Source organism: Epibacterium sp. HA2-3, assembly GCF_055693725.2.
Genome location: NZ_JBVFUL020000002.1, coordinates 299,273 through 318,828 on the forward strand (window position 1 = coordinate 299,273; position 19,556 = coordinate 318,828).

Sequence of the window (19,556 nt, forward strand, 5' to 3'; positions counted from 1 at the left end):
TGCGCGGATTGACCTCCTCGCGCGCTTCTAACGCTATAGGATCTGCCAAAGGCAAATCTGCTCGCATCAAATCTTCACGCGTAAGGGGCAAATTAACCCCTGATGAGAGAGACATATTCCCAAGTCTATTCGCGCATCAGGCTTGGTGCGTTCCTTTGGAGTTCCTTATGATCGCACTCTCTCAGCTAAAGATACGCTACAAATTACCCGCGTTTCTTGTGGGTTTCGCGCTGCTGGCCAGCGCGATTCTGGTGACGGTGAGCACCGTGAACTATCAACGCAACGCATGGATAACAGTAGAGAATCGCTTCGAATCGATCGCTGCGGATCGCGCTTCAGTTCTCGAGGCGCTTTTCCAGACCATGCGCGCGGATGTCGAAGTGCTTGCCGAGCTGCCCTCCACCGCAACCGCTGCACAGCGGATCTCTGCGGCCTGGAGCGGGGTGAGCGATTCTCCGGCTGAGACGCTGCGACAGATGTACATTTCTGAAAACCCGCACCCCCCACATGAACGCTTCATGATGGAACGCGCGCAAAAGACGATTCCCTACAACATCCACCATGCGAACTTTCACCCCTCCTTCCGGTCGCTGCTGATTTCCAAGGGATACAGCGACGCCTATCTGGTGAATATCGCGGGGGACGTCATCTATAGCGTCGCCAAGCAGGACGACTATGGCAGCAACCTCTTGTCCGGCCCGCATCAGACCAGCAATCTCGCCGCGACATTTAAGCGGATCATGACCGCGGCACCCGAAGAGGTTCTCTTCTCGGATTTTGAGCACTTTGCCCCGCGCGATGACACGCCGATGGCGTTTGTCGGCACCCAGATCGTCGCCAGCAGTGGTCAGCTGGTTGGTGTCTTTATCCTACAGATCCCTGACACGCTCGTGAGCGAGATTATCTCGCCCGCAGAGGGCTTGGGAATGAGTACAGAGGTGTTTGTTGTCGGAACAGACGGCAAGGCACGGTCGCAATCCAGATTCGACGACGGACACAACGTTCTGGAGGATCTGGCATTCTCTCTGCAAGAGCGGGCGGCGACCGAACCACAGATCTTTGACAGCAACGCCACAGGCATTCGCGGCAAACCCGTCGTTGCCATGGCACGCCAACTGCCGATCGAAGAAAAAGTGTGGATTCTCGCCGTCGAGCAGGACCGCGACGAGGTTCTGGCACCGGTTCGTGGAGACCGGATGCTCTTGATCCTGACATCGCTTGCAAGCGCTCTTGTTATGACAGGGATTGGCTGGTGGTTTGCCCGCAGTTTCCTCAAGCCTATCGACGGACTTTGCGCGCGCATGAGTGAGATCAGCGAAGGCCAACTTGATGCTCCTATTCCCGAAGCGGATCGCGCAGATGAATTTGGCCACATGGGGCAAATTCTGCGCACCATGCAGGGCGATCTACAGCGCGCCAAAGATGCCGATGCCCACAGGCAACACCTGCAAGAGCAACAAGCTGAAGTCGTGCGTCACATCAGTGAGGGGCTTGTGCAGGTTGCAAACGGAAATCTCGCACATCGCATCACCGAACCTTTTGATGCGGACTACGAAAAACTCAGATCAGACTTCAACTCCGCGCTAACGGAATTGAGCGACGTGGTCAGCCAGGTCACCGAGACGGCGGATGGAATTCGCTCCGGCGCTGACGAAATCAGTCAAGCATCAGATGACCTGTCGTCGCGCACGGAATCCCAGGCTGCGACCCTTGAAGAAACGGTTGCTGCTCTGGATGAGCTGACGGCAAGCGTGAAGTCAGCCGCTGAAGGCGCGCGAAACGTCGAAGACATCGTGAAGCAGGCGCGCGGCGAGGCTGAAAAGAGCGACGAGGTCGTGCGCAATGCCGTGGATGCGATGACGAAGATCGAGACATCTTCCGCCAAGATCTCCCAGATCATTTCGGTGATCGACGATATTTCCTTCCAGACGAACTTGCTTGCCCTGAACGCCGGTGTTGAAGCTGCACGGGCCGGAGAAGCAGGTCGCGGGTTTGCAGTGGTCGCGTCAGAAGTGCGCGGTCTTGCGCAGAGATCCTCTCAGGCCGCACTCGAAATCAAGAACCTGATTTCTGAGTCGACACAGCAAGTGGGCGAAGGCGTCGAACTCGTTGACGCGGCGGGAGACTCCCTGAGATCCATCGCGGAGCGGGTGTCGCATATCTCGAGCTTGGTTTCGGAAATCGCACAAGGCGCGACAGATCAATCCGCCGGATTGAGCGAAATCAACGACGGTATGACCCAGCTTGACCAGGTGACGCAGAAAAATGCCGCCATGGTCGAAGAGTCAACAGCCGCCAGCCACCTCTTGAAATCAGATGCCAATAAACTGGCCGAGCTGGTTTCCCACTTTGAGACGGGCCAAGCCTCTGCGCCAAAGCGCGCGCAACCGGCCGATGACCGCAGGCCCGAAACGCCGCAAGCCTCGGCTCATGGCGAAGACATCGCCTTTGATCCTCCACCGCCCATTGCCACATCGACAGGGTCCGCTGCGCGAGACCTTTGGCAAGACTTTTGAATGAGCAGGCGAAAACGCAGCTCGCAGTAGAGTCTCTCCTCTTCGCCAAATACGAACTTCCCGGTCTTCCGGCACAAACAGACGGATAAGAAATTGTCTTCATTGAGCGTTTTGATAGTCACAACGGATCGCAACTTTGCTCGGACACTGCAGAGCCAGATGGAAGCTGCTTACCCGGGGTTGCAAGTGTTGTTAGCGAATAATCTGATGATGGCCTACAATCAGGCCGAGGCAGGCCAGCCGAGTTTTGCCTTTGTGGAAGATGGCTTTACCAAGCTGCCAGAGTTCGAGATGATGCTGGCGTTGTTTTCTGCACTCGACGTACGTTGGGTCTCGGTCATGGATGACCAAAACTCGACACCTGCACGCCGCTCTTCGCCGCTGTTGAATGTTGGCGCGGGTATCTTCGAACTGACGAAATCCGACAGCCCGCGCCAGTTCATCCAGTACTTTGACATGATGATCAAAGCACCGCGCCGCAACGCTCCAAGAGCGGCAGCAAACAAGCCTACGGTCGGCAGAGATGACTTCAAGAAGGTCATCCTGATTGGATCCTCCACTGGCGGGGTTGAGGCGCTGCGGAATGTTCTGGTGGGGTTCCCGATAAACTGCCCGCCGACCTTGATTGTCCAGCACACAGGGAAAAGCTTTGGCACCGGTCTGGTGTCGCTTCTGGATCGGATCTGTCCGGCCAAGGTGGTGGCGGCGGACGACAATATCACTTTGCAGAGTGGACACGTCTACATTGCGGCTGGCCAACCTCGACACATGGGCGTCACGCCGCGCAAACCTTTCAAAATTCGAATGAAAGAAGGGCCAAACATTTCGGGTCACACCCCATCGGTTGACGCGTTGTTTTCGTCCGCCGTGCCATTTGCGCGAGATGTTGTTGCCGCAATATTAACTGGTATGGGGCAAGATGGGGCCAAGGGCATGTTGGACCTGCGCAAAGCGGGGGCCACAACCTTCGCCCAAGACGAGAAAACCGCCGTGGTCTACGGAATGCCGCGGGTTGCCTGGGAAATTGGCGCTGCTCAAAAACAAGTTCCCCTGGCCAGGATGGCCAACGCAATTCTGCAAGCATCTAAGACTTAAGACGAGACATCTGGAAGGAAGCCGCTTTGTCGAACGTTTTTCAAAATACGAGTACTGTCACCGTTCTCCAGGGTGACTACAAGGTTACGACAGATCCAAAGGTGGTGTTCTCGACCGTTTTGGGCTCCTGTATTGCGGCTTGCATCTATGATGAACAGGTCGGTGTTGGGGGGATGAACCACTTCCTGCTGGCCTCTTCCGCAGGCTCAGGCGGGGTGAGCGCTAGATATGGCGTGCACGCCATGGAGCTGTTGATCAACGGCATCATGAAGAAAGGAGCTCTGCGCTCCAACCTCAAGGCCAAGGTTTTTGGCGGGGCCAAAATGTCCGCGAACCTCTCGGATATTGGGGCGAACAACGCAGATTTTGTGCAAAGGTTTTTGCGGGATGAAGGCATTCCCGTAATCTCGTCTTCGGTCGGCGGCACCTCGGCGAGACGCGTGCGCTTTCACGCCTGTTCTGGTGCTGCGCAGCAGACACATGTGGCAGATGACAGACGTCTGGGTGAAGAGGAGCGCGCAGCCGTTGCACGGACGCAGGCGGCTCCTGCACGCAAACCCGCAGCCGCAGACAATGTGACGCTGTTCTAACGCCGCCGCGCGCAATCGCGCAAAACGAATTAAACCAGCCCCTTGGGTGCTTCGTCACCCAAGGGGTCTTTTGCGTCCGCTCTCTGGGCCCACATTCTGATTTCACTTGACCTACAACTAGTATTGTACAAGTGTACAGCAACGGAGTTAGAGCAGATGACGAAGACCGCCCCCCAAAAAACCAAATTTCGCCGAGAGAACCCCGAACAGCGGCGCGAGCAGTTGATTGAGGCGACGCTTCGTGTGATCGCGCGCAAGGGAGTCATGGGGGCAACCGTGCGTGAAATCTCGGCCGAAGCCGGTGTAGCCTTCAGCCTGATCCGCCATCACTTCAACACAAAAGAAGATCTCATGTATGCCGCATATGCGCATCACATGCAGCGGATGGCTCAACTATCGCTTGCATCAGCCGGAGATTCCGATCGCTCGCCCATCGACAGGATGCGCCAGTGTATCCACGACACGTTGTCTTTGCCTGTCACCAAAAGCGAGAGCCTCCAGATCTGGGCTGGTTTCATTCAGATGGTGCCCCATGACGCGCGCATGAAGCAGATCCACATAGACACTTATCTGGGGTTTCGGGCCACGTTGGAGACCCTAATCAAAGACGCGCTGCTGGCGGCAGACTCGCATTCAACACCCGACCAGATCGAGGCCAAGGCGATTGCCTGCAACGCGGTTCTGGACGGCCTCTGGCTCGAAGGCTCGATGCTCCCCGACATGTTGCCCCCCGCACAACTGATCGAAATCGCCGAGACAACGATCATGGGCATTATCGGCCCGCATTCAGACACTTAAACACACTCTTAAAATCAGGACGCCCCTATGCGAACAGTCGGACACGCCTTGGCACAAACCCTTGTTGAGCGGGGCACCGAGATCATCTTTGGCATCCCCGGCGTGCACACCATCGAGCTCTACCGTGGCATCGAAGGCGCAGGTATCCGTCATATCACACCGCGTCATGAACAGGGTGCGGGATTTATGGCAGACGGATATGCCCGTATCGCTGGCAAGCCCGGCGTTGTCTTCGTGATCACCGGACCGGGTTTGATCAACACGTTGACCCCGATGGCGCAGGCCCGCGCGGACAGCATTCCAATGATCGTGGTCACCGGCGTCAACCGGCGCGACAGTCTTGGCAAGGGTCTCGGCCTCTTGCATGAGTTGCCAGATCAGCTGGGTCTGTCGCAAACGATATCCAAACATGCCGAGCAAGTCGAAGACGCATCGGCGCTCGAAGGGGTGATGGCCCGCGTGTTTGGCGCTCTTCAAGGGCGCCCTGCCCCGGTCCACGTCGAAGTGCCGACGGACGTCATGACCCTACCGGCGCCCGAAACGGTGACTATCCCGGATCCAGAGCCAAAGGCTGCAAGCGATCTGACTCCGATCCTGGATGCCCTGGCCCGATGCGAGAGTCCTGTGATCCTCGCGGGGGGCGGCTGCCGCACGCAGAACCTTGCGCTCTTGAAACTGGCACAAAGGCTCGATGCGCCCGTCGTCCAGACCGTGAATGCGCGTGGCCTGATGCATGCACATCCCCTGACGGTTCCAGCCAGTCCGTCCCTCCAATCGGTGCGAGATCTCATTGCGGAAGCGGATTGTGTTCTGGCTCTTGGAACCGAAATGGGGCCAACCGACTACGACATGTATGCGACCGGGACCTATCCGGAGATGAGCAACCTTCTGCGGATCGACATTTGTGACGATCAACTCTCGCGCCATGAGGCTGCCTGCAGGCTCACCGGGGATCTGAACGAAATTCTACCCGTTCTGGCCGAACAATCCCCGGGAAAATCAAATGCGCGTGGATCTGAGCGTGCAGAAAAGGCGCGACTTGAGGCGCGCGCCGAAATCGAAGCGCTGACACCCGGGTATGCGCGTTTCGTATCGCAGATCGAGACGCTGAGGGATGCTTGTCCAGACGGCATTTTTGTCGGGGATTCCACGCAAGCGGTCTATGCGGCCAACCTCTATTACGACCACAACCGCCCCGGAGGCTGGTTCAACGGCGCGACTGGTTTTGGGGCCCTCGGCTACGCAATCCCCGCCGCGATTGGCGCCGCTCTTGCCGATCCATCGGCACCGGTGGTCGCGCTGATGGGCGACGGCGGTGCGCAGTTCACGCTGCCAGAGCTTGGCGTTGCCCGCGATGAAAACCTGCCCATCCTGTTTGTCGTCTGGAACAACAATGCGTTCCTGGAAATCTCGAACGCAATGGAGGCCGCAGGAATCCCTCCGACAGGCTGCCACCCTTCTGCACCTGATTTTGAGGCAGCTGCCGCCGCATACCGGCTCGATTTTCGGCGGATCGCACCAGAGCAACTTCAGAACGCGTTGTCCAAGATCCTCCCGCTCAATGGTCCGATGCTGCTCGAGATCGATATGACGGGCTAGGCCGCGCCCTACTTGATCCCGGCGCGCATGAAGCTTTGCACAAATTGGCGCTGAAAAAGCAGAAACGCGAGGAGAAGCGGGCCTGACGTCATGAGCGTGGCCGCGTTGATGACGCTCCATTCCACACCGGAGTCGATGGCGGAAAAGATGCTCAATCCCACGGTCACTGGCCGGGTCTCAACCGAGTTGGTGATGATGAGCGGCCAGAGGAAGTTGTTCCAATGGTGGCTCACAGACACCAGCCCATAGGCAAGATAGGTCGGGATCGCCAAGGGCATATAGACCTTGATCAGGATCCCCAGCGTGGACATCCCCTCGATCTGTGCCGCTTCTTCCAGCTCCTTCGGGACAGACATAAAAGTCTGGCGAAGAAGGAAAATACCAAATCCCGAGGCGATGTATGGCAGGGCAATCGCGGGGATCGTATCGACAAGATCGAGAAACCGGATCGCCTTGTAATTCTCCACGATGAGAATATCGGGCATGATCAGAAGCTGCATCAGCACAAGCGCAAACAAGACATTGCGGCCCGGAAACTGATAGCGGGCAAAGGCATAGGCGGCCAAGGTACACAGAACGATCTGCCCAAATAGGATGACCGTCACCAACACGAAGGTGTTGAGAAAATAGCGCCCAAAGGGTGCAGCATTCCAGGCTTTGGCGAAATTTTCCAACGAGAGGGGCGCAAAGAGATCAAAGCGTGCTTCATAAGCCGCCGGATGGATTGCAGTCCAAACCGCATAGGCAAGCGGCAAGATCCAGATCAAGGCCAGAAGCCAGGCTCCAAGCGTGTTTAGCAAACGATCTGCGCTCATCTGTAGTGAACCTTGCGATCAAAGAGAAAGAACTGCCCAATCGCAAGCACGATCAGGAACACCAGCAACACCACCGTGAGCGTCGCAGCATAGGCCGTGTCCCAGAACCGAAAGGCGACCTCATAGATGTAAAACAGCAAGAGCGAAGAGGCATTGTCCGGCCCGCCCCCGGTGAGGATGAAAATATGGTCCACCATCCGAAAGGAGTTCACCACCGCGTTGATCGACACAAACAGCGTGGTCGGCATCAAAAGCGGCAACGTGATGCGACGAAAAATCGTCCAGCTTCCGGCGCCCTCGACCCGAGCGGCCTCGACCAATGTGGTGGGGATGGTTTGCAGTGCCGCAAGGTAGAAAATCATGAAGAACCCGGTTTCTTTCCAGATGGTGACAACCATCACCCCCCAAAGCGCTGAATTTGCTGAGCCGAGAATATTGGTCTGCGCAAAGCCAAAGGCGCCACCGATCTGGTCAATGAGGCCAAAACCGGGGGTGTAGAAGAACATCCAGATATTTGCGACGGCAATCATGGGCAGCACGGTCGGAGTAAAATAGGCCATCCGCACAAAGCCCCGTCCGACCATCTGGCGATTGACCCAAAGCGCCATGATGAGCGCAATCACCACCGACAGCGGGATCGTTCCAGCAGCATAAATCGCGTTATTCCAAAGGACTTTCCAGAAAACTGGATCGGCGATCAGCGTCTCGTAATTTTCAAGCCCTGCCCATTTGGCCGGGCGCCGCCCGCGAGGCGTCGTGAAAAAACTGCTCCACAAGGTCGTCAGCGCAGGCAGATGGGTAAAGGCAATCAGAAACACAAGCCCCGGAAGCAGCAGGAGCCAAGCATGTATCCAGCTTCTTGTTTGCAGCATCAGGGCGTCTCCAGAAATGAGGCGCGCCACCCGAGGTGGGGCCGCGCGCCGAGCGTAAACTTAACGGTAGTCCTGAAGGATCGCGTCTGCCTTCGCCTGCGCTTCTTTCAGGGCTTCTTCGGAGGTTTTTTGACCGGTGATCGCAGCGGCAAGCGCATCGTTGAAAATACGGGTCACACGCTGGTTTTCATAGGTCGAAAGCTCCGCGACCGCGTGCTCAAGCTGATCACGAGCAACGAGAACCGGGGGAAATTCAGAAGCGTAGGCTTTCATCGCTTCGCTTTCCCAGGTTTCGGGACGCGGGGCGACATAGCCCGTGGCGATGGTCCATTTGGCCGACTGTTCCGGGGCGGAGATCCATTTGACAAAATCAAATGCGGCCTTTGCCTGGGCGTCCGATGCGCCTTTGAAGAGGTAGAAATTGCCACCGCCGGTCGGCGCTCCGCGACGCTTGTTGGCGGGCAGCATCGCGACACCAAAATCAAAAGGCGCATTGTTGCGCACATTCGTCAGGTTGCCAGTCGAGGTCCACATCATCGCGGTCTGGCCTTCAAAGAACGCTTTGGGCGTTGCGCCCCATTCGATGATGCCGGGGGCCATCACTTCATGCGTTTTGGACAGATCCACCAGATAGTCGAGCGCTTCCACAACCTTGGGATCATCGAAATTCACCTCATTGCCATCGGCATTGGCAAGGATGGCGTCATTCTCGGTGGTCAGCCCCTGGAACAGCCAATACGGAAACCCCGAAGATGGGATGCGCACACCCCATTGGGTCACATTGCCCGCGTCGTCTTTGAGCGTAAGCTTCTTGCCCATCTCGACCATCTCGTCCCAGGTCGCCGGGGGCGTTTCAGGATCGAGACCGGCGGCTTCAAAGGCCTCTTTGTTCCAATAGAGAACAGGAGTCGAGCGTTGGAACGGAATACCGTAAGTCTTTCCACCAGTTTGGGAATTTTCCATAAACGCGGGGTAGAAGGAGTCGAGCCACGCCTTGTCCTCTGCGCTGGTGGCAAAGTCATCGAACGGCAGGATGAGGTCTTCGTCCAGGAGGGTGAACATATCAACCGACAGGATCACCGACAGCTGCGGCGCGTTTCCGCCCCGCGCAGCGGTCAGAGCCTTGGCGACCGTGTCCTGATAGGAACCCGCGTAGATCGCTTCGATGTTCACACCCTCGTTCTCGGCCACATATTGCGCGGTCAGCTCTTCGATGGTGTCGGCCGCAGCTCCGCCAACGGCCACCGGGAAATAGAATTCTAGGTCCACATCCGCTGCGGCCGGGGCCGCAGCAAAGGCGAGGGCAGCAGCGGCCGCCTTGAATTTCGTCATCAGCATGGTGTTTCTCCGTCGCTATCACAGCCAGCTTTGTACCGGCATTGAACGCTCCTCTGGAAAAGTCGGGAGCCAATAGTAAGCCGCGCCCGCGCGGGGGATCCGCACATCGGACCACGGCTCATGAGTGAATCTCCTGCAGACGCGCGATCAGGCCTGGATCTTCCAGACGCGCGTTCCGGGTCAGGTCAAAGGCATGGATCTGCTCGGGCGGAACCGCCAATCTCAGCGTCTCGCCGGGGGTAAGACCGCGTGTGCCGGGCAACTTGGCCAAAATGTCGCCGCCTGCGCAGGTCAGCTCTACCAGAGTGTCCGCGCCGAGGAATTCCGCACCTTTGACCTCCGCGAGGATCGGGCCTTGGGCGGATTCCGTGAGTGCTTCGGGTCGCACCCCGATCCGAAGACTCTCGGGCGCGGCCTCAAGCGCCGCCCCAAAGGCTGCAGGAGACAGAAGATTCATCGGCGGGTTACCGATAAACCGCGCCGCAAAGGGCGTCGCGGGACGGTTGTAGATCTCTTCCGGGGCGGCGACTTGCTCAATCTGGCCTTTGTTCATCAAGACCACGCGATCAGCCATGGTGATCGCCTCGGTCTGATCGTGGGTCACATAGACCATCGTGAAACCGAGCGCGCGCTGCAGACGGCGGATTTCACGCCGCATCTCGTCGCGCAATCGGGCGTCCAGATTGGAGAGAGGCTCATCCATCAGGCAAACCGGGCGCTGCGAGATCACAGCCCGCCCCAGGGCCACCCGTTGCTGCTGGCCTCCTGAAAGCGCCGCAGGTTTACGTCCGAGATAGGGGCCAAGTTCGAGAAGGTCGGCCACATCCTTCAGACGGCGCTGACGCTCGCGTCGCGGCAGCCCTGCAACCTTCAGACCAAAAACAATGTTTTCCGCAACGGTAAGGTGGGGAAACAAGGCATAGGACTGAAACACCATGGAAATGCCACGCTGCGCAGGGCTCATCTGGGTCACATCGCGGTTCCCGATCCGAACCTGCCCCGTCGTCACCGCCTCAAGGCCTGCTATGATGCGAAGCGTCGTGGATTTGCCACATCCCGACGGACCCAGCACCGCAGTGAATGATCCCGCAGGAACGTCAAGGCTGAGACCTTCGAGCAAGACAGTCTCGCCCCAAACCTTGCGCACCTGCTCGAGTGCGATGGCCTGCCCCTGTGCAGTCGCAGTCATGGGCGACCTCCTGCATGACGAACGCCAGGCATATGGGCGTCAGAAGAGCAAAATACTCCGAGGTGTCTCTGGCGAGTGGATGAATCGTTTAGTTTCATATGAACCTGATAAGCGCTTCATATGAATGTAATGCGACAACTCGTCCAGGATCTCATACGCGCCCGACACAATGGAAAACGCCGCGCCCAACATGGGACGCGGCGTTTTGCCTCGTGCCTTGCGCGAGGCCTTATATGTCGACTGCGACTTTGCCGATTGGGTTGGAGCAGCAGGCGAGGATATAGCCCGCATCGATGTCATCATCCGAGATGCCCCCGTTGTGGACCATATGCACCTCGCCCGATGTTTTCTTCACCTTGCAGGTGCCACAGACACCAAAAGTGCAGCCTGAGGGGATATTGAGCCCATTTGCGCGCGCCGCTGCCAAAATGGTGTCGGTCTCCGCGACTTTTGCGGTCACGCCCGAGGCTGCAAAGGTTACCTCCGCCTTGGTGTCATCATCAGGCACCACGTCGTCAAAGTCCGGCTGTTCGGCAGAGGTTTCGACCGGCGCATGGAAGCTCTCCTGATGGTAGTTATCCATGTCAAAGCCAAGACCCGCCAGTGCGTCGCGCACCGCCTGCATGAAAGGCTCCGGCCCGCAGCAATAGACCTCGCGCTCCAGATAGTCCGGCGCCATGAGGCCCAGCATCAGCTGGTTGAACATGCCCTGATAGCCGGTCCAGGGGCGATAGGGATCCGGTTCCTCGACCACGAACTTCAGATCCAACCCTTCGGAACGGCTCGCCATTTGCTCGAGCCGCTGGCGGAATATGATCTCGGAGGGCCGTTTGGCGCAGTTCACAAACACAATGTCAAGATTGTCGCCATCATCCCACATATTCGTGGTCATCGACATCATCGGCGTGATGCCAGAGCCCGCCGAGATAAACAGGAATTTCTTCGCCGTGCTTCCTGCGTTGGTGAAGAGTCCCGCAGGGCCAAGCGCCTTGATGCGGCTGCCAGGGCGCAGGTTGTCCAGCATCCAGCGGGTGCCGATGCTGTCGGCTTGCGCCTTGGCGGTAATGGTGATCGTCCGCGGCCGCGAGGGCGAAGAGGAGATCGTGTAGGTCCGGTGCAATGGCCCACCTGGCACCGGAATTTCCAAGGTCATGAACTGGCCTGCGTCATACTCAAACAGGGCCCCCGAGGGCGCCTTAAAGGTAAAAGATGCCGTGTTGTCCATTTCGGGAATGATGGAGACGCATTCCAGCATCTCCGCATCAGTCCAGACGGTACGTTCGCTGTTTCTGGGCATCAGGGTCACTCCGCTGCGACGGCGTGTGGGCCGCTGTTGCGTTTGAGGGTGGAGAGATACCACTCCACAAATTGCAGGACGCCGCTCTCTTGGGTCGGGGAATAGGGCCCCGGTTCATAGGCCGGCGAGTTGATCCCCATCTGGTTGAACTCCACAACCTCGCGGTCTTCATCATTGGTGGCAATCCAAACCTCGGTGAGCCGCTGTAGATCGTAATCCACACCTTCAACCGCGTCTTTGTGAACCAGCCATTTTGTCGTCACCTCGGTTTCCGTGGGGCTGATGGGCGTGACTCGGAACACGATCGAATGGTCCGACAGGAAGTGGTTCCAAGTGGTCGGGTAGTGGAACTTGAGCAACGAGCCCGCATCCGCAAAGGCTGCACGGCCCAGCCAGCGACGCACGGCGGTCTTGCCGTCCATCGTGTAGCTCTCAGCGCCTTCTTTCAGGGGCATGCGCGCGACACGGAACTGGCCATCACCGCTGAGGTGGAACCCCGAAGGCATCCCGGCCTGCTCACAGCGGTCGAAATGAGCCTGCAAATTGCTCGGGGTCTCGCCACCTTCGATGCCGGTCACGGAGGGATCATCCGGGAAGGTCCGGCAGAGCGCGGGGTGATTGCCGCCGCAGTGGTAGCACTCGCGGTTGTTCTCCCAGACCAGCTTCCAGTTGCCGCGCTCCACGATGGAGCTTTCATGGGCGACCTTGGCGTTCGAGAGGTCATGAACCTCCAGATAGGGGCGGGCGACCTCGGCAAACCGTTCAAAATCCGGGGCCTCATCGGCGAGACAAATATAGATCAACCCAGCAAGCTCACGGCAGTGGACCGTCTTGAGCCCATGTTTGCTCGGCTCGAAATCAGGCCCCATATCACGCGCCCACAGCAGACGACCGTCCAGTTCATAAGTCCACTGGTGATAGGGGCAGACGAGCTTAGGGTTGTTGCCTTTCTTCGCCTTGCAGATCACCGAGCCACGGTGACGACAAGCATTGTGGAAAGCCCGAATGACATTGTCTGCACCGCGCACGATGATGACATTGTAGTTGCCAACCTGATGGGTGACGTAGCTCCCTGGCTTGTCCAGCTCGCAGGCGGGAATGGCAAAAAGCCATTCTTTGTAAAAGATCTCCTGAAGATCGGTCTGAAACACCTCGGCATCGGTATAAAACGCCTGATCAAGTGCATGTCCTGCGCGGTGGTTAGCGATCAGCGTGTTGATATTGCTGTGCATTTCCTGGCTCCGTGACAAAGTTCACATATGTGAACCTTCGCCCTGTTGGTAGAGTGCAAACGGCAATGGGATCCCGTGAGGCCGCGAGGGAGGTGCCCGCGTCCTTTTCAAGATGCCCAAACCGCCGCCCGCGGTTGACGATATCTGCCGAGGCTGGTTTCCGGGCTCTGGGGGTGACCTGCTGGTCGGAGCGCAACGCCTTCCCGGGTCCTCCTCCCAGTGGCAGATGTTACGCCCGCGAATCCCATGACCGTTGCGGGGGCAGCGCCGGAATCGCACCGGCTTCCCAATTCTCCGTCCGGAAAGCCCGGACAGCACCTCGTAGGGCAGAGTTGTATCGAGATTTGCCGCGCCCGATCTCCAATTTGCGACGTTGTTTATTGAGTTCGAGACAAGCCCGCCTCACATCCGCAAAAACATGCATGGATCGCGCAGCCTCTTGAACCTTTGGCCCATCGACGCATTTCTGAGACGCAGGCCGGAGCGCGCTCATCGGAGCTTTGCCAAACCAGCGCGAAGTTTGGGGTTGGCAAAGCCACTCAATTTGGTGATCCTGCCGCACATAAACAAATACGGTAAAATCCGACTGGGGAGGAAAATATGAAAAAATTCTTGGGACTTACCGCTGTTGCATCCGTGAGCTTTGCCTTTGCGGCAGAAGCCATGGCCACAGAGTGGAATGTCTCGGTTTGGGGCAAACGCCGCGCCTTTACCGAGCACGTCGAAAAGCTCGCTGAACTGGTGTCCGAGAAAACCGACGGCGAATTCACCATGAACATCAGCTATGGTGGACTGTCCAAAAACCGCGAGAATCTCGACGGGATCTCGATTGGCGCGTTTGAGATGGCGCAGTTCTGCGCCGGCTATCACCGCGACAAAAACCGCGTGATTACCGTTCTTGAATTGCCCTTCCTGGGCATTTCCAACCTCGAAGAGGAGGTTGCGGTCTCTAGCGCGGTCTACAACCACCCCGCCGCAGCCGAGGAAATGGCGCAGTGGAACGCAAAGCTGCTCATGACCTCGCCGATGCCGCAATATAATATCGTCGGCACCGGTGATGTGCGTGATGATCTGGCGGAATTCGAAGGCATGCGCGTGCGGGCAACCGGCGGTATCGGCGAAGCCTTCAAGGCTGTTGGCGCCGTTCCGACCTCCGTCACCGCGACCGAGGCCTATCAGGCGATGGAATCCGGTGTGGTCGACACCGTAGCGTTCGCACAACATGCGCATCTGAGCTTTGGCACCATCAACCGCGCTGACTGGTGGACCGCTAACCTCAACCCCGGCACCGTGAACTGCCCGGTTGTGGTCAACATTGACGCTTACGAAAGCCTCTCTGACGCCGAGCGCGAAGCGCTGGACAGCTCGGTTGCCGAAGCGCTGGATCACTACCTGGCGAACTACGGCGAGCTGCTGAAGAAGTGGGATAGCGTTCTCGAGGAAAAAGGCGTCGAAAAGGTCGAGATCTCGGAAGAGGTGCTCGCAGAATTCCGCTCTACTGCGGCTGAGCCGATCCGCGACGCTTGGATCAAGGATATGGAAGCACAGGGCCTGCCGGGTCAGGAGCTCTATGATCTGGTTCAGAAAACGCTCGCAGATCACCGCAACGGCAGCTGATCTGAACGCAATGGCCTATGGCCTACGGCCCGGACCAATTGGTCCGGGCTTCTGCGTATCTCACCAATAATCACATATCGGGGGAAGCTATGGCAGGTTCATCAACCGTGCTCAGCGATGCCAGCATTTTGTCAAAGCTGGATCGGGCCCTTTTGCCCATTGAGCGCGTCACAGCAATTCTGAGCGGTCTTGCGGCCTTTTCACTCATGTTCCTGGCCGCATATTCCGTGGCCGGCCGTCAGTTGGATCGGACATTTCTGGCGCCATTTTTCGACAAGATCGGCCTGATGGACGGCCCCCTGCCCGGCTATGTGGATTATATCGAAGCACTGATGCCCTTGATCGCCATCCTGGGCGTCTCCTATGTGCAACGCGAAGGTTCCCACATCCGCATGGACATCCTCGTGGGACGGCTAAAGGGTCGCGCGCTTTGGCTTTTTGAATTCATCACCGTGTTCTGCATGCTGGTGCTGGTGATCGCCTTGGTCTGGGGCTCCTGGGCCCATTTCGACCGTTCGTTTGATTGCGCCCGCCCGCTGTGTTCGCGCGACAGCTCCATCGACATCGGCCTGCCGATCTGGCCATCCAAGCTGGTGGTGCCGGTTGCCTTGGCTGTGCTCTCAGCGCGGCTCCTGTTGCAGATGACGGCCTATGCCCGCGCCTTCGTTCTGGGACTCCAGAGCCCTGCGGCCGTACCGCTCATCCAATCCGTCGCCGAGCAAGCCGCTGCTGAGGCGGAGCAACTCAAGGAGGTCGGCAATGACTGATATCGAAATCGGCCTCTGGGTCACCGCCGGAATGATGGTGCTTGTTGTGCTGGGCATGCGGGTTGCGTTTGCCGCCGGGCTTGCGGGCTTTGTGGGTCTTGTGTGGCTTCGGTGGAACGGCTTTGACTATAACCCGGAGCGTTTCTGGAAAGCTGTTGAAATTAGTGTAAAAATTGCGGGCCAAGTACCGCACTCAAAGGTTTCGAGCCAGGCGCTCAGTCTCATCCCGACCTTTATTTTGATTGGTTACCTCGCCTACTACGCCCGCCTGACCACGGCACTGTTTGAGGCCGCAAAGCGCTGGGTTGCCTGGGTACCCGGGGGCCTTGCGGTATCCACCGTTTTTGCCACAGCAGGGTTTGCCGCCGTTTCGGGCGCATCGGTTGCGACCGCTGCGGTCTTTGCCCGGATCGGCATCCCGGAAATGCTGGCGGTTGGCTACAACAAGCGTTTTGCAGCTGGGGTGGTCGCCGCAGGCGGCACCCTCGCCTCTCTGATCCCGCCCTCTGCCATCCTCGTGATCTATGCAATCATTGTTGAGCAGGATGTGGGCAAGCTCTTGCTGGCCGGCTTTGTGCCCGGTGCGTTTTCGGCCGTGGTCTACGCGGGCTTGATCATCGCCATCGCGATGATCTTCAAGACGGTCGGCCCACCGGTCACCGGCTTCACCTGGCGCGAACGCCTGCTGTCCTTGCCACCTGCCCTGCCGATTTTTGCGGTTGTCGTGATCATCATCTTCTTTGTGTACAACCCATTTGGCGAAGCCTGGGGGACACCAACCGAGGGCGGCGCTGTCGGCGCCTTCATCGTCTTTCTCGTCGCGCTAATGCGCGGGATGCGGATGCGCGAACTGCTGGATGCGCTGCTTGAGACTGCCAAACTCACGATTATGATCTTCACCATCATCTGGGGTGTTTTGATCTACGTGCGCTTTCTGGGCTTTGCAGATCTGCCTTCGGCCTTCGCCGACTGGATCTCGACCCTCTCGGCCTCGCCCATGCTGATCCTAATCTGTATTCTGCTTGCCTATGCGGTTCTTGGGATGTTCATGGACGCCATCGGCATGCTTCTTCTGACGCTGCCTGTTGTCTACCCGGCCGTCATGGCGTTGAACGGGGGCGAGATGGTCTCGGCTGCGGATTCTGCCTTCGGCATGTCCGGCCCAATGTGCGCGATCTGGTTTGGCATCCTGGTGGTCAAGATGGCGGAGTTCTGTCTGATCACGCCCCCAATCGGGCTGAATTGCTTTGTTGTAGCGGGGGTACGAGACGATTTGTCAGTACAAGACGTGTTCCGCGGCGTGATCCCGTTCTTCATCGCAGACGCTGTGACAATCGCGCTCTTGGTGGCCTTTCCTGCCATTGTCTTGTGGCTCCCAAGCTTGGCAGGCTAGGGACTAGGTCCCACTACAGGCAAATAATCTGCGCCCTCAGTGCGAAAACGGATGGAGTGTCCTTTGCACTGGGGGCGCGGCAGATTTGACCCGACGCCATTCCGGCTACGAGGTCTTTTCCGGTCGACGTGTGAAACCCGGTTTCGACGACAGGCGACAATATGAACTATTTTCGCATTGCCCTTGCGCGATGCTCACCGCCCGCCGACGCGATCATCAGGATAGATAAAAGCCCCTTCATCGATGTGTCTTCGATTGCACCCACCCGGAAGGAGCCAATGATATAGCGTGAAGCGCTCAACGAATTCTGACTGCGCGATGCGCAGCAAGATTTACGGCCACTTTCCTTGGGCAAGAGCAGCTTCTGCACACATGAGAACAAATTTAGATACTAGCAGCAAGTAGACCCTGCGGCATGAAGCACTGCCACCACGGCGCGCATTCGAACTTCACGAATTTATACGTCGCCCAAGGCTATATCCGCTGCACGCACCAAATCGAAGCGTCTTAAGAAAGGCGCCAGGGCACAACGCAATGCTGTGATCAAACGGGGTAGAGAGTATCACTCCCTACCCCAAATTAGATCAGTTTGCAGGAATGCCTGCCTCTGAATTCAGGGCGGTTTTGACTGCGGCCAGCTCGCCAGAAGCTTGCAACGCGTCGTAGGCAGCCTGCAATCTCGCGGCGATATCGGCGCCTCCTTCAATCTCTGAGGAGACTTGCAGATAGGCCAGTGTCTCGGTCACGGGCATCTCGCTCGCGGCAAACTGTGCGACGTCTTCCGGCGAGAAATTCTGGTTCAACATGTCCCAGCCAACCAACTCATCAATGACAAACGCATCAATGCGACCGCCGAGGAGCTTCTTGAAGTTCGAGATGTCATTTGGCGCGGTTTGGATGTTGTAGGTTCCGTTTTCACCCAAGGCCCAAAACTCTTCGGAATAGGGATAGCCCAGCGTGGCACCAAAGGTTTGGCCCGCCAAATCGCCAAGGCTGGTCCATTCCGGCAATGGCTTGTCCTTGCGGTAGAAGAACACGATCCGCTCGCTGGAGACCGGCCCCACTTCGATCAGGCCGCTCTGATCCGCCAGATCACTCCAATAACTTGCGGCGTGGCGCTGGCCCGCGCGGGTAAGCTCGAGACCGCGGTTCCATGGCATGTACTCAAATGCGATTTCGATCCCGGCATCTTCTGCCAGACGTGCGACCAACCCGTTGACCACGCCCCCATTGGGCAGGGCTTCTCCAGTCATTGGCGCGTATTCGCCCGTGGCGATTCGGATCGGGTCGGCGAACCCTGCAGGCGCGAGAGCCATGAGAACAAAAGAGAGGGCGGTGAGCGTGCGTTTCATCAGGCTACTCCATAAGACAAGGTCGATAGGAGGGAACCGTTGCATTGAAAATCCGAAATTTGCGTTTACGCGCTGCCAGTTGGATCTGGTCTTTTTCAGTGCATTTGAATCGAGCCCTACGCCGTTAGACTCGGCAGTTGGGCTTAGGAGGAGGCATCCTTTCCGTCTTGCAGCATCCGCGCCAGTGCGGGGAGCTTGTCGTCTGGGACTTCGCCCTTGTGCACGACAAACAGATAGAGACTTGTAAAGTATAGGCTTTTGGCCAAGACCGTTGCCGAAGCGATCACGGCAGACAGAATAAAACTCAGTGCCAGCAGCGACAATGTGGGCAGCGTATTGACCGGGATCTCGCCAAAATGTGCCAGAAACGCATCCGGCAGGCTGGTCGCGAATTGATAGCCCACGGCACCACCGCCAAAGAGCCCCAGTACGACGCCCCCCGCAAACAGGGATTGCGCAACGCCGCCAGCGAGATCAATGCCAATCACACCAACAAGCGTCTCAGGCACATGACTGCGCAGCTCTTTCAACCGTGCGACCAAGGTTTTGACGCCCGCTCGTTCCACAACGATGGCGGAGATACCGAAATTGGACACCAAATCCCAGACTTCGGCCACCACAAAGACGACTATCGCCACCAGAAAACCGAGAAACCCACTCTGCTTGCTCTCTGATGCACGGCGCAAAAGATAAGAGACAAAACCGATGAACAGCAGGGAAAAAAGATTTCCCAAGAGCGTTTTGACGATGGCAAATCTGTTGATGTGGCCCTCAATCAGCGTATCTCGCGCCATCTGACTCATGGCCGCTTGCAAAAATGTCTGGAGTATCATTTCCACCGGCAAATAGATGATGAACACCAGCATCAACGGAAAGAGCCTCTCCCAATCCTGGGTCACAAACCCGAGATAAAGGATCACCAGCGCCAGAAGTCCACGTCCGGCCTTGAGAACGAACAGACATAGAAACGGAACAAACACCTGCAAATCGGACCCCAGTACCGACAATGACGCCCGTATCATCGCACCAATACGCCCTGTTCTCGCCCCGAAGAGGGCGAGGATTTTGCTTATGAATTTCATGGTG

16 protein-coding genes and 1 riboswitch are annotated in these 19,556 nt (G+C 57.6%); of the genes, 8 read left to right on the top strand and 8 right to left on the bottom strand.

Going from position 1 to position 19,556, the window contains the following annotated elements; translation table 11 throughout:
- The first annotated feature begins 167 nt into the window (after positions 1 to 167).
- The 5 genes from ACZ1HH_RS15935 to ACZ1HH_RS15955 all read left to right on the top strand — a co-directional run bounded on the left by ACZ1HH_RS15935 (position 168) and on the right by ACZ1HH_RS15955 (position 6,598).
- Positions 168 to 2,516, top strand: coding sequence for a methyl-accepting chemotaxis protein (locus tag ACZ1HH_RS15935; protein WP_487320509.1), 2,349 nt, complete (start codon positions 168 to 170; stop codon positions 2,514 to 2,516).
- Positions 2,517 to 2,675: 159 nt separating this feature from the next.
- On the top strand, positions 2,676 to 3,611 hold the full coding sequence (locus ACZ1HH_RS15940) for a CheB methylesterase domain-containing protein (protein ID WP_472635623.1): 936 nt from the start codon (positions 2,676 to 2,678) through the stop codon (positions 3,609 to 3,611).
- 26 nt (positions 3,612 to 3,637) lie between these two features.
- Positions 3,638 to 4,201, top strand: a complete 564-nt coding sequence (locus ACZ1HH_RS15945) for a chemoreceptor glutamine deamidase CheD (protein ID WP_011536829.1) — start codon at positions 3,638 to 3,640, stop codon at positions 4,199 to 4,201.
- 156 nt (positions 4,202 to 4,357) lie between these two features.
- Entirely contained in the window at positions 4,358 to 4,999 is a 642-nt protein-coding gene (locus tag ACZ1HH_RS15950; RefSeq protein ID WP_472635312.1) for a TetR/AcrR family transcriptional regulator, read from the top strand.
- Between the two features lie 27 nt (positions 5,000 to 5,026).
- On the top strand, positions 5,027 to 6,598 hold the full coding sequence (locus ACZ1HH_RS15955; protein ID WP_472635313.1) for a 5-guanidino-2-oxopentanoate decarboxylase: 1,572 nt from the start codon (positions 5,027 to 5,029) through the stop codon (positions 6,596 to 6,598).
- Positions 6,599 to 6,606: 8 nt separating this feature from the next.
- Here ACZ1HH_RS15955 and ACZ1HH_RS15960 read toward each other — a convergent pair whose 3' ends face one another.
- The 6 genes from ACZ1HH_RS15960 to ACZ1HH_RS15985 all read right to left on the bottom strand — a co-directional run bounded on the left by ACZ1HH_RS15960 (position 6,607) and on the right by ACZ1HH_RS15985 (position 13,341).
- Complete coding sequence (locus ACZ1HH_RS15960; protein WP_472635314.1) at positions 6,607 to 7,413, bottom strand: carbohydrate ABC transporter permease; 807 nt, start codon at positions 7,411 to 7,413, stop codon at positions 6,607 to 6,609.
- Positions 7,410 to 8,285 carry a carbohydrate ABC transporter permease gene (locus ACZ1HH_RS15965; protein WP_472635315.1) on the bottom strand — a complete coding sequence of 292 codons (876 nt, stop codon included), beginning with the start codon at positions 8,283 to 8,285 and terminating at the stop codon, positions 7,410 to 7,412. The genes ACZ1HH_RS15960 and ACZ1HH_RS15965 overlap by 4 nt, the downstream gene beginning before the upstream one ends.
- A gap of 60 nt (positions 8,286 to 8,345) precedes the next feature.
- Complete coding sequence (locus ACZ1HH_RS15970) at positions 8,346 to 9,623, bottom strand: ABC transporter substrate-binding protein (protein WP_472635316.1); 1,278 nt, start codon at positions 9,621 to 9,623, stop codon at positions 8,346 to 8,348.
- Positions 9,624 to 9,741: 118 nt separating this feature from the next.
- Positions 9,742 to 10,812 (bottom strand): ABC transporter ATP-binding protein, encoded by a 1,071-nt coding sequence (locus ACZ1HH_RS15975; protein ID WP_472635317.1) that lies wholly within the window; start codon positions 10,810 to 10,812, stop codon positions 9,742 to 9,744.
- Positions 10,813 to 11,041: 229 nt separating this feature from the next.
- Positions 11,042 to 12,109 (bottom strand): FAD-binding oxidoreductase, encoded by a 1,068-nt coding sequence (locus ACZ1HH_RS15980; RefSeq protein WP_416369968.1) that lies wholly within the window; start codon positions 12,107 to 12,109, stop codon positions 11,042 to 11,044.
- Between the two features lie 5 nt (positions 12,110 to 12,114).
- A complete protein-coding gene (locus ACZ1HH_RS15985; protein WP_416369967.1) occupies positions 12,115 to 13,341 on the bottom strand; it encodes an aromatic ring-hydroxylating oxygenase subunit alpha in 1,227 nt (408 codons plus the stop codon).
- Between the two features lie 134 nt (positions 13,342 to 13,475).
- A riboswitch (cobalamin riboswitch) is annotated at positions 13,476 to 13,678 on the bottom strand.
- Positions 13,679 to 13,941: 263 nt separating this feature from the next.
- On the opposite strand from ACZ1HH_RS15985, the gene ACZ1HH_RS15990 reads away from it, so the two are divergent.
- The 3 genes from ACZ1HH_RS15990 to ACZ1HH_RS16000 all read left to right on the top strand — a co-directional run bounded on the left by ACZ1HH_RS15990 (position 13,942) and on the right by ACZ1HH_RS16000 (position 17,118).
- Entirely contained in the window at positions 13,942 to 14,958 is a 1,017-nt protein-coding gene (locus ACZ1HH_RS15990) for a C4-dicarboxylate TRAP transporter substrate-binding protein (protein WP_011536838.1), read from the top strand.
- A gap of 89 nt (positions 14,959 to 15,047) precedes the next feature.
- Positions 15,048 to 15,725: a TRAP transporter small permease subunit gene (locus tag ACZ1HH_RS15995; protein WP_011536839.1), complete on the top strand. Its 678-nt coding sequence runs from the start codon at positions 15,048 to 15,050 to the stop codon at positions 15,723 to 15,725.
- Positions 15,718 to 17,118: a TRAP transporter large permease gene (locus ACZ1HH_RS16000; protein WP_472635318.1), complete on the top strand. Its 1,401-nt coding sequence runs from the start codon at positions 15,718 to 15,720 to the stop codon at positions 17,116 to 17,118. Before ACZ1HH_RS15995 ends, ACZ1HH_RS16000 begins: the two co-directional genes overlap by 8 nt.
- Before the next feature lie 584 nt (positions 17,119 to 17,702).
- On the opposite strand, the gene ACZ1HH_RS16005 is transcribed toward ACZ1HH_RS16000, so the two are convergent.
- Complete coding sequence (locus ACZ1HH_RS16005; protein WP_472635319.1) at positions 17,703 to 18,470, bottom strand: substrate-binding periplasmic protein; 768 nt, start codon at positions 18,468 to 18,470, stop codon at positions 17,703 to 17,705.
- 143 nt (positions 18,471 to 18,613) lie between these two features.
- Complete coding sequence (locus tag ACZ1HH_RS16010) at positions 18,614 to 19,552, bottom strand: hypothetical protein (protein WP_472635320.1); 939 nt, start codon at positions 19,550 to 19,552, stop codon at positions 18,614 to 18,616.
- Positions 19,553 to 19,556 lie beyond the last annotated feature (4 nt).